Raw genomic sequence first — 15948 nt, 5'->3', positions numbered from 1 at the left:
TTAAACGCTATCAATCATACAGGCTCAGGTATGCGAATTATAACTGGCAAAACAGCCGAATAGTAACGCATCGTGTACCGTTTCAGTTATTGAGCTTATCTACTCTTTTATCGCATCATGTTAAAATAGCTATTATGAAAAATTATCTATGTTTTATAAATACTTGAGCTACTGAAACCGTTATAAGGGAATGCCATGAGCGCGCACGATATCTTAACCAAATCATCAAATACAACGATTACCGCACAATCCTTAAGCAAATTTTGTGACGATTACTTATCAGCAGATGCTTTTAAAGATTATGCACCCAATGGCTTACAAGTAGATGGCGGGCAACCCATTCAGCGCATCATCACTGGTGTGACTGCATGTGAAGCATTGATTGATGCCGCTATTGCCGATAATGCCAATGCCATTATGGTACATCACGGTTATTTTTGGAAAGGCGAATCTGCGCCCCTCACTGGCATGAAAGGTCAACGTATCCGTAAACTGATGCAACATGGCATCTCTTTGATTGGCTATCACTTACCGCTCGATGCCCACCCTGTCATTGGCAACAACGCTAAACTGGCTGAGTCATTAGACATGACCATCATCGGGGCACTTTATCCTGCTGAAACACACCCCGTTGGCAATATTGCCATTTGCACACCGCAGAATGCTCAAAGTCTTATCGCTCAGATTACCCAAGCATTGGGGCGTATGCCATTACATATTTCTGCGGATTATAAAATCTCGACGAACACTAAGGACGATGGGGAAAATAATAGACTGATTGAACGGGTGGGCATCTGTACGGGCGGCGCACAAGATATGATTGAGCAAGCAGCATTGATGGGCTGTGATGCATTTATTTCTGGTGAAATATCAGAGCGTACCACCCATATTGCTCGTGAGCTTGGGATTGACTATTTTGCCTGTGGACATCATGCGACAGAATGCGGTGGCATTGAAGCATTAGGCAATATCATTGCTCAGCAGTTTGGACTGCCTGTGACTTTTGTGGATATTGATAACCCTGCTTAATTACACAGATATTTATTTTATTCTGACTTGAAGGTATCAGCGCTCATGTAAATAACACCTAGAATTGTGCTGTTTTTAACCGTCTGTAGCTTGATTGTTAAGTTTTATCGCTATTCTATTAACTCCACTTGAATAATATAATAAATATCCGCATATTAGCACCTGAAGAAAGAACGTCTTGTCATGAGACTTCCCATTTATTATAGCTTCCGGTTATGGCGCTGAAATAATAGTGACTATCTAAAAACTCATTATTCTGTTGAATTGATGAGATTTTAGATGGCTGCCATTGCGAATACTATGTCTGCACAATATATTTTTAGCAGTACGGTATTCCTTTTTTAGTGTTGCAATACGCTAAAGCACCACTGATTTGATAGTGTGTTTCTAATAACTATTAAATACGGTGATTTGCTTAGCCTTATTGCTGGACAAGCGATATTGGGCGCTATTTACTCTACTACAAATTATTTAAAGAGTAGATAGTTCTTAATATCAGCGTAGCACAGGTTGATAACATTAGCACACCAACCACTTAACTACGTTTTTGTCTTAATGACTTATTCATGACCTTATCTATGTTTACTATAGTCGTTTAATACTTAGTCAACTCTATCATCGGTGAAGGAATCATCTGATTTATATCCTTCATGGTATTGTGCGTTCTGGTTTTTGAAAGCTATTTTTTAAAATGAAAGTTTTAAGAGAAATGTCTAAAAACCAGATTGATAGCACGTTAATAGATGACTGAGAGATAAAATTTACCGCTACCTTTATAAGATTTAGGTTAGCGGCGCTATATTTAAACAAGGTGATATAGCACTTATGCGTTTAATAAGGGCCTTAGCATCTAAAGTACACATACATTTATACTCAATAGATCAGCATAGAGCGACTATAAATGTATGTGCATTTTTACGATAAGCAGGATGGCTAAAATTAGGAGACATCCATGCAGCGTATTACTTATCGTGTGAAAGTATCTGCGCGAGGGGCCAAACGCCGTATCTCATATATACTGCGTCCATCTAAACGCTTACTGAGCACCAAAAGTAACATCGTTCCATTTGTTACACCTATTAAAGTAACTCGTTTTACCAAAACCAAAAAATTGGCGCAAATATCTAGTATTGCCCTTCTCTCTCTCCCTGCTGAGAGTTTGACGACGATACATACGCAGGTACCAGCCTATGATCATGTCATGCTGGAGAATACCTTAACCATTGCTGCAGTTCCAGGTGACAGCACGTATTTTGCGACTGACGGCTTCCAACATGGCTTCGGTTACGACTTAGTGCGTAACTATGCTGATCAGCTCGGAGTAAAAGTTACCCTCAAAGCTTATGCTGATGAAGAAGCGGCGCTCAGAGCATTACAATCAGGCGATGCCGATATGGCACTGACCACTGCCAGTACGCAATTAAAAAGCCAGCTTAATTTATCCTCTGTCAATGTCAGCTGTGGTTATGACGCCAGTTTGACCAAAAATGGCTTACACCCTAAAGTGAGCTGGACCTTCAATTCAGCCAACGACCCATTATCACAAAAAGCCAGTTATTTTTTATGTGATAGCATCAAGCTCGAAAATACGCAGAAGCTAGCTGCTTTTTATAATCAAGACTTGCTAAAAGATGCCTATAGTCAAGACCACTTTAAAAAGACCCTGACAGAAAAGCTGCCAGATTATCAGTCTTCATTTGAAGAACAAGCACGTACCTACAATCATGATTGGGAGTTGCTGGTGGCGATGGGCTATCAAGAATCGCATTTAAATGCCAATGCCGTCTCGCCAACAGGCGTACGCGGTATTATGATGTTGACCAATAATACGGCTAAAGCAATGGGCGTCTCAGACCGCGTTGACCCTTACCAAAGTATCGGTGGCGGCGCTCGTTACTTGGAGCAGATGAAGACTGATTTTGCTGATGTACCAAAAACAGACCGGCTTTGGTTTGCGCTAGCCGCGTATAACATGGGTCCAAATGCCGTAAAAGGCATCCAGCGTAAGTTGAGTGCTAATGGTATCAATGATAAAAGTTGGGCAAATATATATGCCTATTTATCTGAAAACAAAGCTTCGAACAGCCGCTATGGTCAAGCGATGCATTATGTGACTAATATCAGAAGTTATCTTGAGACGATTAAGACCGCCACTGTCTAATGACCGCTTTTACTTTTAGTTGAATAATTTTACTTAAAAGCAGTTAACTAAAAATCTCTAAATATAGATAGCCAAATAAAAAGCTGCTCTTTGACAAGGGCAGCTTTTTTAATGCATAACGTTTATAAAAATATAGCTAGCTTAGCGATTAGGTACCGTGAGGCGTTGACCGCGTTGCAGCATCGTATCCACTGCAATATTATTCATATCAGCAAGCTCTTTAGTTGACACGCCATATTTACGTGCCAGTCCAATCAAGCTATCTCCTGACCCAACGGTATAGCTGACCGTTACTTTCGGTACTTTAATGGTCTGCCCACGCTGTAACTGTGCACCAGTTGCCATGTTATTGGTGGCAGCTAAATCCTCTACTGAAACACCAAAACGACGGGCTAGCGCAATGAGTCCATCACCAGACTGAACTTTGTAACTCTCTGTGTTGCCAAGCTTTTTGCCGCTACTGCTATTGGCTGTCGACGTATTGGTACTGCTTTTCGTCTCTGCACTAGCAGCACTGTTACTCTTGCTGTTGTTACTGGTAGCAGCACTGCTGTTACTAGAACTACTGACGCTACCTTTAGCAGGAATAGTAATCGTACGACCAAGTATCAAATTAGAATTGGTTTTCAAATTATTCGCTGTTGCCAAATCACTCAAACCAATATTGTAGCGTTGGGCGACAGCCGTTAAGGTATCGCCTGATTTAACCTTGTAGCTGACCGCTTCATCATTGAGCTGACGATCCACCAACTCTTTAGATACTGGCACTTTAATCGTTTGTCCACGTTGCAAGCGCGCCTTTGCATCAAAGTTACTGTTTACGGCAGCAATTTCTTCGGCACTAACGCCAATGCTATTAGCAATGCCAATTAAAGTATCCCCTGATTTGACTTTATAATTGGTCGTTGGCACTGAGCTTGAACCACTGGCTTTACTGCTATTGCTAGTATTATTCGTTGTACTACTAGGCGTACTACTCACAGATGTAAAGTCAACACTGGCAGGCACTTTCAATGTTTGACCGACATACAATGAATCCGTCGTACCAATGTTATTTAAGCTGGCCAACGTCTCGGTTGATACATTAAATTGGCGGGCGAGCGCAATCAAACCATCGCCTGCTTTTACTTTATAGTTTTTGGTCGCAGTCGATGTCTTACTTGGTTTAGTCGATGGTGCAGCCGGTGTGCTGACTGGTGCGGTTACTTTACCAGGGACAAGCCATAATTTTTGACCGCGTAGCAAGTCAGCTCTACTGCTCAAGTTATTATAGGTTGCAAGCTGGGTCACTGATAAATCAAAGCGATTGGCAGTGCCTATTAAGGTATCACCGCCTTGTACCACATAGCTTTCAGGCTGGCTTGCTATGGTGCTTTTAGCCGTGCTTAACGGCTCGATAGTTTTGGCATTATATAAATATAAGGTACTGCCAGACAGCAGCTTGGCACTGGCATCCATCTGGTTCCATTCAGCAATATCGCGCCAGCTTACACCAGAGCGACTGGCAATATTAGCTAAAGTATCACCACGTTTGACCGTATAAGTGGTACGTGTGCCTTGAGGTTTTGGTTTACTGACTGAGGTTTTTGGAAAGCTCAGTTTCTTCTCTTGTCCCGTGGCTTCTAAGACAGACTGTTGCGTCTGTACTGCCGATAGATTGATATTACCATCCGCGTTAATGACATTGGTTTCAGGCGTATTAATCCGAATTTGACTGGCAATAAAATCACGCTCTGCTTTACTTAACGGCGGCTCTTGAGTGATGGTATTGTTCTGGGTAATTTGCGCCGATGTGGTCGGTAAGCTGTTACTGCTTTTTAGCTCAGCATTGATTTTATTCGTTTCTGCTGATGTTAGCGGTGGCTCAGTACGAACTGATGCATTGCCGCTATAAACAGAGCTACTCGTCGGTGATGCAGTTGGTGAGATATAGCTTGTGGTCTGCTGCGGTACACTGGCGCTGGCAGCATAATCAGCAAGGGCACTACCGGTAGAGGGTAATGATACGCCGCCATTATAAGGCTTATTGTTATAGCTTGGCGTCGTAGTTCCTGAATAGCTTGGCGTTGTGTTGCTGCTAGCGTTACTAGAAGCAATGACATTACTACTGCCATTCCCTCTTAGCGCGCTCAACTTAGCGTCAGTAGAGAGACTGATATCATTAGGAATAATAATACGCTGCGGACCTGATGAATCGATACGTGCTGAGGTCAGCGCCGTATTTAGTCTTTCTAATTCGTCGTAGCTAACACCGGTCACTTGTGATACTTCAGCCAAGCTCACGCCATAATTAACTGGCACACTACGGAAATGTTGGCGGTTAGCGATAGCCGGCAGGTAGACACCATATTGCTCAGGTTTGGCGACGATTTCGGCAACTGCCAAAAAGCGCGGCACATAGTTCATGGTCTCAGTTGGCAATCTTAGTGACCAGTAGTCGGTTGGTAAGCCTTGAGCTCTATTGGCATCAATGGCCTTTTGCACACGACCGGGCCCCGCATTATAAGCGGCCAATGCCAATTCCCAACTACCAAACTGATTGTGCAATGCCGTCAAAAAGTCATAAGCGGCGCGCGTTGATTCGATCACATCACGGCGACCATCGTAAGTACTACTTTGATTTAGACCATAAATACGTCCAGTACTGGGAATAAACTGCCATAAGCCTGCCGCTGCTGCACTACTTGTACCACTTGGATCGTAGGAGCTTTCAATAACAGGTAGCAAAGCCAGTTCAGTTGGGATATTACGGCGTTCAGCTTCTCGTACGGTGTGATAAATATAGCGACTGGCACGCGCCGTTAAACGGTTTAGATAGTCTTGTCTACTGGTAAACCAGCCTTTTTGTGCTTCAATACGCTGATTATAAACCGGTTGCCCACCGTTCATGCGATAGCCCGCACGGAGGCGATTCCACAAGTCACCATATTGTTGAATCGCAAGTTTATTGCCTTCAACCATCGTCATGTCGGTGGCTTCTAATAAATCAGCCAGCTCATCTAAGCTTTCGGCATCTAAGAACGCCGTTGAATAGTCAGCGTTAGTCGTTGGCTTAGCAGCTTGATTGGTAGGACGCTTCGTAATCACAGCTGAGCTGCCGGTCGCACCTGTATTTTTCACCGCTGTTGTATTACTACAAGCACTGATAAGTAAAGTCGACACCGCAAGCGTCAGTGGTAAAGCAATGAATGAGCGATAGTTTGATGACACAGTAGACATGATAGTGGAAGTTTCCTAACAACAAGAAGTGATAAAATAAAGTTGATTGACAGTATAGTACGCAATATCAAACAAAGACCAGCCCAATATAAAAGATAATGCACAAAATCCAATCTGCCGTATCTTTTGATGGCGAAAGCTCTTTGTTATTAACCTACTTTATTCAGTAATGATGTTTAAGCAATGATACTTAAGCAACGCGGTTCATGGTGGCCAATCAACCGTGAGTTAATAGCCATTAGTTAGTATCTATTAAGGTAATTAGTTAATAGCCACTTGTGAGACGGCGCGTAAAAGTACCGCGTTACCAGTAGATAAAGTCAATGTCACTCTCGAGGTGGTGACAAACGAGACTCTTTGACCATCTTTTACCCAGCTCTCATTGGTCGTCACATTGGCTTTTGCTTGTGAACCCGTAATTACAATATTATCAACACTGATATCGTAGCGATAATTCGAGGTATTGCTCCAACTATTCTGGAGTAATTTTAGATAAGCATCTTTATCTAAGCTAGTAGATTTGCCTTTTCTTGACATTGAAATCAATGCATCATCAGACACTAAGCGCGCTATCTGATTGATGTTTTGGCTATTGGCTGATGCTTTCATAGCGGCGGCGTAATTTTGTACTAAAGATTCCGTCATGTCTGCGGCTTGCGCACTAATACTCATCGTGCTGGCAGCGGCAACGACTGCAGCCACGCTAGCGCTTTTTATCAATAGAGGCAACAGCCCTTTCCCCAATAGTCTTTTCATGATATTCCTTAGTAGTAGTATCTTGGTTATGCTCAGGTATGGATCATTAATTTTTATTTACGATTTAATTATAGAGTGCTGTTTATATTCATCAGCACAGATAATTTATGTCCATCTGTTTATGACCATTTATTGCTTGGTAATTTTAACAATTACTTTTATTTGATATTTTTCACAGCTTATTGTTAAGATAGTTTTAGCCTATCATTCAATTCTCACAGCCATGTGACACCCTGTGTAATTATTGCGAACCGTAAAGCAAAACTATCTGTTAAAGCAAGTTTGCCCAATGACTGCCGCCATTTCTTGAGTTTTCATAGCTTGAGCGGACATGTCCTTTGAAGCTTTTTATTGCTTATTCTCAGCACTATTATCTTCATAGTGCTCATCATCACTCAGCTTCAGACCCAAGCGCTCGACGCGTCTGTCCATCATTTGCCGTGCCAATGCTTGCATATCCTCGACACGATCTATCTCATCGACAATCTCAAGACCCAACAATGTCTCAAACACATCTTCTAAGGTGACTAAGCCTTTGACTTCACCATATTCACCGACCGTAATCGCAATATGAATACGGTTTTTTAGCATCAACTCCAACACATCAAACAACTTCATCTTTGAAAATACAAAGGTGATGTCTCGTTTGAACTGTGTTAATGGTTTGTCTACCGCATTATTGACCTTTGCCAATAACATGTCTGTTTTTAATACAAAGCCAGTAATATTGTCTAAATCGCCATCATAAATCGGCAGTCGCGAAAAGGTGAGTTTTGGTCGATCAACCAATAATTCGGCGACCGTCTTATTTTCTTCAAAAGATAACATCACCGAACGCGGGGTCATAATATCTTCAACTTTAATGGCACCGAATGCCAGCAGGTTTCGAATAATGCGTGACTCTAATGGATCGATTTGTCCTGACTCTTCACCAATGCTGGCAAGCGCGGCAAACTCACGGCGACTGAACGCTTGCGGTTCTTTGCCACGCACAAGTAGCTTGGTCAATTTTTCTGAGACTAAAATCAAAGGGTACAGCAGCAATACAATCCCTCGTACAAAATAGGCGACCATGCCACCTAATTGACGCCAGTATACAGTGCCGAGTGTTTTTGGCATGATTTCGGATAAAAACAAAATAGCCAATGTCATGACTGCAGAGAATAATCCAAACCAGGCACTACCGAATACAATCGTTGCCTGCGCACCAGCGCCAATCGAGCCTAAGGTATGTGCCACTGTATTTAGTGTCAAGATAGCAGCTAAAGACTGATCGATATTATCAATCTTTAGGCGTCTTAGCATACTTGCTTTTTTTGGATTGGTTTCTTGAAGGTCAGCAATATAGGACGGTGTCATCGTCAATAGTGCTGCCTCTGCCAGTGAACAGATAAATGAGATGCCAATGGCGATTACTACAAATAGTATGAGTAGTAATACGCTGCTAGCGCTTGGGTTCGCTAAGCCATCAGCAGCCCAAACAGAGTGCGGCAATATCAAGATTATCAATAGTGATAACGTAGAAAATGGCTTGAGATTAAACCAAGTCTTGTCACCCATCGTCGGGGGAGGTTTAGCAGATGCGTCTTTACGACAAGCGCGCGGACGGTATAAACGAGGTACAGACATAAAAGAGGTGGACAAGTTAGATAACCTAGACAAATAAGAAAAAGGAAGTACCAATATATCACGACCATATCATGAGCAGATAGAAAATAATATCTGATAACATCTAATCCTGATTTGGTTTTGACAGTCATTTGCTAAAAGCCCGTCTAATACAGGCTATGGTCGATTCACTTTAAAAAAAATACAATGTTGCTGGTATGAATTTTGCGAAGCCTCTGTCTGTCGAAGCGCACAGCAAGCGAGAGAAATTCATACCAGCAGAATATTGTGATAATCGTACGTATTTTATTTTAAACTTGCTAATATTGAGCAGCACTTTTAACACTGATGACTTCTCCTTTGATAGTAGCATTGATGCTGATATTTCACAATAAATCACTGTTTGTCTCAAGGACTTCAAAGGACGTCAAAGGTTCGATAATCCTCATTATTAAAGCAGGACTTGCTTTATACTAATTTGGGTTTTTCTAGGTATTCATTGCCTTTATATACTACCCTTTTAATAGCGTAAAGCGATTGTCGCAGCAAATATTGACTGCTAGTATGCCAGTACGTTAACAAAAACGTACCCAGCTTATGATTAACAGTTACCAAGTCTGGGATTTTTTGTTACTATGCATTTAATTTTATTACTATCTATAATTTATTGAGAGAGATATGGAACAGTTCGGTCAAATCTTATTACCAGTTGCTTTTTTTGCGATTTTTTACTTTTTAGTTATTCGCCCACAATCTAAACGTACTAAAGAGCATCGTGCGATGGTCAATGCGTTGACGGTTGGTAGTGAAATCATATTTGCTGGTGGCTTGATGGGTCGCATCAAAGGCTTGGAAGGCGATTACGCCGTTGTTAGCTTAAACAACAATACCGACGTTAAGGTACAACGTGCCTCTGTTATTTCAGTATTGCCAGCTGGCACAATCGAAAGCGTTTAATCATCACCAATGACTTAGATGGTTATTAATGACTGACTATTAATGATTCGTTATCAATTAATAGTTGTAATGACTACAAAATGACCGTACATTATTTACGGTCATTTTTCGCTTTATCGTTTTATGCTTTACTATCATCGCGGATGATCACAGTGGTGCACTATCATGACTGCTATGGCTGCTCAATATAGTACCTCACCATTGTTGTCGCTAACTTCCCATCTGCTAACTTGTGGCCTGCGTCGCCAGTAGTTTATCAACTTAAAGAAGTGATTATGCAATATCCCGCTTGGAAATACTTACTCATCACCGTCGTGCTAATCATTGCCGGTCTGTATGCTGCTCCTAACCTATATCCTGATGAACCTGCCGTACAGATTACGAGTGCCGCAGCAGGCACGCAGTTGTCTGAAGGTATCTTGACTCAGTCTGAAAGCTTACTGAAAGAAGCGGGTTTGAACTACCATGACGGTACGTTTCAAGGCAACAGTGCGCTGGTACGTCTTGACACCCCAGTCGATCAGCTTAAGGCTCAGGAAGTATTGAGACGGAATTTAGGCGAAGATTATGTAGTCGCGCTTAACTTAGCCCAAACGACGCCGCAGTGGTTACGTGATATCGGCGCAAAACCAATGAAACTTGGTCTTGATTTGCGCGGTGGTGTTCGTTTTGTGCTAGAAGTTGATATGGACAAAGCGCTCGAACAACGTTTGACCAGTGCCAGTCGTGATATTCGACGTGACCTAAGAGCTGAAAGCATTGCGGTTAAAGGCATCAAAAACGATAAGCGTAGCGTGGTGTTACATTTTGCGGATACGGACGCTCGCAACCGTGCACAAAATGTTTTGCAAAGCTCGATGGGTAATACATTTACTTTACAATCCTCTATTGATGAACAAGGCCCGGCGCTGATTTTGGCGTATAACGATGCAACATTAGATGAAATCAATAGCTATGCGGTCAACCAGAACCTGACTACCCTACGCAATCGTATTGCTGAGCTTGGGGTAACAGAAGCATTAGTACAATCACAAGGTGCTAGCCGTATCGTCGTTGAGCTACCAGGTGTGCAAGATACCGCTGAGGCAAAACGTGTCCTTGGTCGTACTGCCAACCTTGAGTTCCGTATGGTCGCTGAAGGTGCCGAAAACTATACAGGCGGTATTCCACCTGCCGGTACTGAAGCGTTTCCATTTAACACCCTTGATGGTCCGCCGGTATTGCTAGAGCGCCAAGCGATTGTCACGGGTGAAAAAGTCACTAATGCTCAGACAGGTATCGATGAAAGTGGTTCGCCTGAAGTGAGTATTACCCTAGATAGTGCTGGTGGTAAGCTAATGCAAAACGCTACCCGCACCGCTGTCGGTAAACAAATGGCTGTTCTGTTTATTGAAAACAAGCAACGAATCACTTATGAAGAAGATCCAGCCACTGGCGAGACTGTAGAAGTCCGCACACCTTATGCTGAAACGAAAGTTATTAACCGCGCCAATATCCAAGCGGTGCTAGGCTCATCTTTCCGTATTACGGGGCTTGATAGTAGTGCTGAAGCGGCTGAGCTGGCGCTCTTGCTACGTTCAGGTGCATTAGCAGCGCCGATGTATTTCGTGGAAGAACGCACTATCGGTCCATCACTGGGTCAAGAAAATATCGATAAAGGGTTATTCTCTACGCAGGTTGGTTATTTGTTAGTCTTTGCGTTTATGATAATTTTCTATCGTTTATTTGGTGTGATTGCCAACGTTGCGCTGGCGGTTAACGTTATTATTATCATCTCTATCATGTCAATTTTAGGCTCATCACTGACGCTACCTGGTATTGCTGGTATCGTTTTGACCATTGGTATGGCAGTCGATGCCAACGTCCTGATTTTTGAGCGTATCCGTGAGGAGCTAGCGAACGGCGTCAGGCCAAAATCTGCTATCGTGGCAGGTTTTGATCGTGCTTATAGTAGTATTTTCGATGCCAACATCACAACATTACTGGTCGCGTTTATTCTATTTGCGATTGGTACTGGTCCGATTAAAGGATTTGCGATTACTTTAGCGATCGGTATTGTCAGCTCGCTGTTTACTGCCATTTTGGTAACGCGTGCGCTGATACAAATTGCTTACGGTAAACGTAAATCTATCAAACGTCTGAGCATCGGTTAGGAGAACACTATGGCAATCGATAAGAATAACCCTCTAGAACAACAGAATAATCCTGAACCGAACGGCTCAAGCAGTGAAGCAAGTGCGCGTGGTCGTAAAAAACCGCGCCGTGATGGCAAAGGTAGTAATACCCAAACCAATAACGCTACAGCCAAAAAAATAGCTAGTAAAACTCGCTCTAGTGCCAAAGGCGCTGATAAAGGCAGCCAAGCGCTCGCGACTACCGCTATTGATCCTAACTTAGCAGTGGGTGACGCTGCCGACGATGCCGCCGCATATGCAGAAGGCGGTATCAAAGCTATTGGCGACCAACGTATCATTCCTTTTATGAAGATAGAAAAGCCAATGGCGATTTTGTCTATTATTTTGGTGATTGGTAGTATTATTGCGATTGCGGTCAATGGTCTAAACCTAGGTCTTGACTTTACCGGCGGCGTTTCAGCAGATGTGCGTTATGAGCAGTCTGTTGAGCAAACCGATGTGGTCAACGCCTTGGCTGATAATGGCTTTGATGATGCTGTCGTACAGTATCTAGGAACGTCTCAAGAGCTACTGGTACGCCTACCACCTCAATCTGATAACGTTGATGGGCTTAGCGCTAGTCTCAGTGAAGCATTAAAACTTCCTAATAATGACGTTGAAATCAGTAATGTTAATATCATTGGTAGCCAAGTTGGTAACGAGATCTATTTAAGCTCAGTCCTGTCGATTGTATTGGCATTGGCATGTATGCTTGGATATGTCGCCCTACGCTTTCAGTTTAAATTGGCTATTGGTGCAGTATTGTCGCTATTCCATGATGCTATCGTGACCATTGGTGTCTTTGCGTTATTTGGTTTTCCGTTCGACTTAACGGTATTGGCCGCTATTTTGGCATTGATTGGTTATTCATTGAACGATACGATCGTCGTTTATGACCGTATCCGCGAAAACTTTCGCCGCGTCCGTGGTATCACGCCGCGTCAAACGATTGATTTATCATTGACAGAGACACTGCGCCGTACGATTATGACTATCTCAACCGTGCTATTAGTGGTCTTAGCAATGCTATTCTTGGGTGGCGATGGCTTATTCTGGTTCTCAGCCGCGCTCTTCATCGGTTTACTTGCTGGTACTTATTCATCCACTTACATCGCAAGCTCGATTCCTCTAGCCATGGGTCTATCACGTGATGACTTTATCGTTAAGGTAAAACCTGAGTTTGAAGAAGAAATCGTGACCTTTAATGACCCAAAGATGTTTGAACAAGATTGATAACGGCATCACTGCTCACTTATTACATTCTTTACTTTAATGAATGAGTAGATAAACATTACCCTGACAAAAGCACCTATACTCTAGGTGCTTTTGTCTATATATGGTCAAAATAAAATCGATAGCTAAATCGATACTTAAAAAGTCTAATGCTGCTATAAAATCTTATCTTTAATACTATCTATAAACATGCTTAATCTGCCTATCTAAGCGATCATTCTATGCCATCTACCCTGCCGCCAAGTGCTATACCACCTATTGATACTCGCTATGCGCGCATCATCGCTATTGCATTGCCGGTATTATTGGCAAATCTTGCGATGCCGCTACAAAGCGTCATTGATACCGCGATTGTCGGCAATATGAATGATACCGCCAAACTTGCTGGTATAGGACTCGCGATACAGTTACTGTCTTTATTGCTCGTCAGTTTCAATTTTTTGCAGTATGCTTCATCTGGACTTTCGGCTCAGGCATTAGGTCAGCTGGCTAATAGCGACACCTCAACTCATGGCACATTAAAAAAACCACATACTACACAATCACCACTGCTACCTATTTTGCAACGTGCTTTGGTATTGGCATTTATCATTGGCGCCGTTTTACTACTGGCCAAACCTTGGTTAATTGATTTTGGTCTACAAGCACTCTCAGCCAATCCTGATAGTGGTATAGCAGCCAAGACCTATTTAGATGTACGCTTTTGGGGTGTGATAGCCGAGCTAATGAACTTTGCTTTTATCGGCTGGTTTGCAGGTCAAGGCAAGACCCGTTATATGCTTTACCAACAAGGTTTTATCGCCATACTCAATATCATTCTGACGCTGTTTTTTGTCTTTGTTATGAATATGGGCTTGGTCGGCGTGGCGTTAGGAACCATGATAGCGTTTTGGTTGGGTGTGGTATTGGCATTATGGCTCAGCCGTCAGCATCTGCAAATATCTTGGCAGGCATTATTTACCGCGGATCGAGAGCACTTTACCAAAGTTAAAATGCTTAGGCTATTTTCACTAAATAAAGATATTTTCATCCGTACGCTTATTTTAACCTTAAGCTTTGCTTGGATTACTCGCCTATCTGCACAAAGTGGTGATGTCATACTCGCAGCCAATGCCATTTTATTGCAGGTATTGAGTATCTCAGCCTTTGCCCTTGATGGGGTGGCAGTCTCTGCTGAGACGTTAAGTGGACAAGCAGCAGGACGACGCGATTGGCCACGCTTTCGTATTATTGTAAAACGCACTGCGGTTGTAAGCTATGGTCTTGCCATCATGCTAAGCGCAATATGGTGGCTTGCAATGCCGACTTATTTGCAATTTATGACCAATATTGAACCGGTTTTTACCCTTGCCTACAACTATCATCTATATGCTGTGTTATTACCCCTCGTTGGGGTTGGTGCTTATTGGCTAGATGGGATATTTTTTGGTTTAACGGCAGGTAACGTCATTCGTAATGCAGCTCTTATATTAGCAGCCGTCTTTTTCCCATTAAGCTGGCTACTTTATCAACAATGGGATATGACTGGTATTTGGCTTAGCGTTTGGTGTTTATTACTCCTACGCATGATTATCCTTGGTGGCTTTTTATACCGTGCTCACCAAACGGGTAGCTATGAAAAACTCCAACTTGAGCATTAGCCGATCAGCATCAGGCTATACCGCCACTTTCCATATTTAACGATATACAGAAACAGTAAATACTAGGACGTTACGTGAATACCCAATCAAATGAGATTCATCAAAATCAAGCACAGCGCTATAACTGGGCAGAAGGCTTTAAAAAAAGCTTACCAGTAGCCATGGGTTATTTACCAGCGGGCATTGCCTTTGGTGTGCTTGCCCAAGTTGCCGGTATACCCGTATGGGCAACGATTATGCTCAGTATTGTGTTATATGCAGGTGCGGCGCAATATGCCTGCCTACCGATGTTAAGTGCCGGATTACCGATTGGTAGTATCGCCACCAATATCGCCGCTATCAATTTGCGTCATGTATTTTATGGCATGCCATTACTACAATATCTGCCCACACAAAAGCTTGCAAAGACCTATTGCTTATTTGCCCTCACCGATGAAACTTTTTCGGTGATGACCAGTTTACCGAACGAATCACGGCAAGCCTTGATACTGCCAATTAGTCTATTCAACCAAAGCTGGTGGGTACTGGCGAGTGCTATTGGCGTTTTGATTGGCAGCGCCCTCAGTGATTTGGTACCACATTTAGATTTTGCGTTGGTTTGTTTATTTGCTATTTTAGCGTATGAGCAATTTCAAAGTATCAAACGTTACTTTCCCATTGGTATTGCGGTGATTGCGCTAGCGATCGCTTCGCTGTTTACCAGCCATTGGTTGTTACTGGTGGCAATTACTATTTGTATGCTGATGATTTTGGCGCGTGGATTTTGGACACCACAAAGCGTGAATGGAGACACCAATGACCAGTAGCTACTTGATTATTGCAACCTTTGCTATGGCCGCAGTGACCTTTGTGACTCGCGCCCTACCAGCTTTAATACCCAAAAAACTGCTCGATACACCTTGGCTACACCGCTTAAACGAGAGTTTACCGCTATCAGTAATGGTATTACTAATTTTAACCAGTCTGTCTTATCAAGGTTTGTCAGAGAATACTGGCTTAAACAGTGCAGAGGTGCATTTGTTGATGGCACAAATTGGTGCTTTATTATTGGTACTATTCGTCTACCATATTAGCCGTCAGTTACTGGTCAGCATGGTGGTTGGTATCGCAGCGATTAATGGTTTTCTCTGGCTATTGACCAATTTTTCAAGCTGAAATCTATTTTTCCAAA

The 15948-nt window shown here is 42.7% G+C and carries 12 protein-coding genes; 9 read left to right on the top strand and 3 right to left on the bottom strand.

Annotated elements, in window-relative coordinates:
- The first annotated feature begins 195 nt into the window (after positions 1–195).
- Together EPB74_RS00560 and EPB74_RS00555 are read left to right on the top strand one after the other, a co-directional pair.
- Positions 196–1029: a Nif3-like dinuclear metal center hexameric protein gene (locus EPB74_RS00560; protein WP_089554308.1), complete on the top strand. Its 834-nt coding sequence runs from the start codon at positions 196–198 to the stop codon at positions 1027–1029.
- 952 nt (positions 1030–1981) lie between these two features.
- A complete protein-coding gene (locus EPB74_RS00555) occupies positions 1982–3190 on the top strand; it encodes a transglycosylase SLT domain-containing protein (RefSeq protein ID WP_274902204.1) in 1209 nt (402 codons plus the stop codon).
- A 141-nt stretch (positions 3191–3331) separates the two neighbouring features.
- Here the strand turns inward: EPB74_RS00555 and EPB74_RS00550 are convergent, their stop codons facing one another.
- The 3 genes from EPB74_RS00550 to EPB74_RS00540 all read right to left on the bottom strand — a co-directional run bounded on the left by EPB74_RS00550 (position 3332) and on the right by EPB74_RS00540 (position 8794).
- Positions 3332–6409 (bottom strand): LysM peptidoglycan-binding domain-containing protein, encoded by a 3078-nt coding sequence (locus EPB74_RS00550; RefSeq protein WP_274902203.1) that lies wholly within the window; start codon positions 6407–6409, stop codon positions 3332–3334.
- Between the two features lie 261 nt (positions 6410–6670).
- Positions 6671–7165, bottom strand: coding sequence for a nuclear transport factor 2 family protein (locus tag EPB74_RS00545; protein ID WP_274902202.1), 495 nt, complete (start codon positions 7163–7165; stop codon positions 6671–6673).
- Positions 7166–7513: 348 nt separating this feature from the next.
- Positions 7514–8794, bottom strand: a complete 1281-nt coding sequence (locus EPB74_RS00540) for a hemolysin family protein (RefSeq protein WP_274902655.1) — start codon at positions 8792–8794, stop codon at positions 7514–7516.
- Positions 8795–8991: 197 nt separating this feature from the next.
- Here EPB74_RS00540 and EPB74_RS00535 point away from each other — a divergent pair, with 197 nt between their 5' ends.
- The 7 genes from EPB74_RS00535 (at position 8992) to EPB74_RS00505 (ending at position 15932) form a co-directional block, all read left to right on the top strand.
- On the top strand, positions 8992–9168 hold the full coding sequence (locus EPB74_RS00535; protein WP_274902201.1) for a hypothetical protein: 177 nt from the start codon (positions 8992–8994) through the stop codon (positions 9166–9168).
- A 283-nt stretch (positions 9169–9451) separates the two neighbouring features.
- Positions 9452–9730 (top strand): preprotein translocase subunit YajC, encoded by a 279-nt coding sequence (gene yajC, locus EPB74_RS00530; RefSeq protein ID WP_079691991.1) that lies wholly within the window; start codon positions 9452–9454, stop codon positions 9728–9730.
- A gap of 275 nt (positions 9731–10005) precedes the next feature.
- The gene (gene secD / locus EPB74_RS00525; RefSeq protein WP_079691992.1) at positions 10006–11883 is read left to right on the top strand and encodes a protein translocase subunit SecD; all 1878 of its coding nucleotides are present in this window, start codon (positions 10006–10008) and stop codon (positions 11881–11883) included.
- Between the two features lie 9 nt (positions 11884–11892).
- Positions 11893–13137 carry a protein translocase subunit SecF gene (gene secF / locus EPB74_RS00520; protein WP_274902200.1) on the top strand — a complete coding sequence of 415 codons (1245 nt, stop codon included), beginning with the start codon at positions 11893–11895 and terminating at the stop codon, positions 13135–13137.
- 221 nt (positions 13138–13358) lie between these two features.
- Positions 13359–14777, top strand: a complete 1419-nt coding sequence (locus EPB74_RS00515; RefSeq protein ID WP_274902199.1) for an MATE family efflux transporter — start codon at positions 13359–13361, stop codon at positions 14775–14777.
- A 74-nt stretch (positions 14778–14851) separates the two neighbouring features.
- Positions 14852–15583 carry an AzlC family ABC transporter permease gene (locus tag EPB74_RS00510; RefSeq protein WP_274902198.1) on the top strand — a complete coding sequence of 244 codons (732 nt, stop codon included), beginning with the start codon at positions 14852–14854 and terminating at the stop codon, positions 15581–15583.
- The gene (locus EPB74_RS00505; protein ID WP_274902197.1) at positions 15573–15932 is read left to right on the top strand and encodes an AzlD domain-containing protein; all 360 of its coding nucleotides are present in this window, start codon (positions 15573–15575) and stop codon (positions 15930–15932) included. The genes EPB74_RS00510 and EPB74_RS00505 overlap by 11 nt, the downstream gene beginning before the upstream one ends.
- The last annotated feature ends 16 nt before the right edge of the window (positions 15933–15948 follow it).

Origin of the sequence: Psychrobacter sp. DAB_AL62B, from assembly GCF_028895345.1 — a bacterium.
In the GTDB taxonomy this organism is placed as follows: Bacteria; Pseudomonadota; Gammaproteobacteria; order Pseudomonadales; family Moraxellaceae; genus Psychrobacter.
The sequence above is the reverse complement of the archived record's forward strand: the minus strand, read 5'-3'. Positions and strand labels throughout refer to the sequence as shown.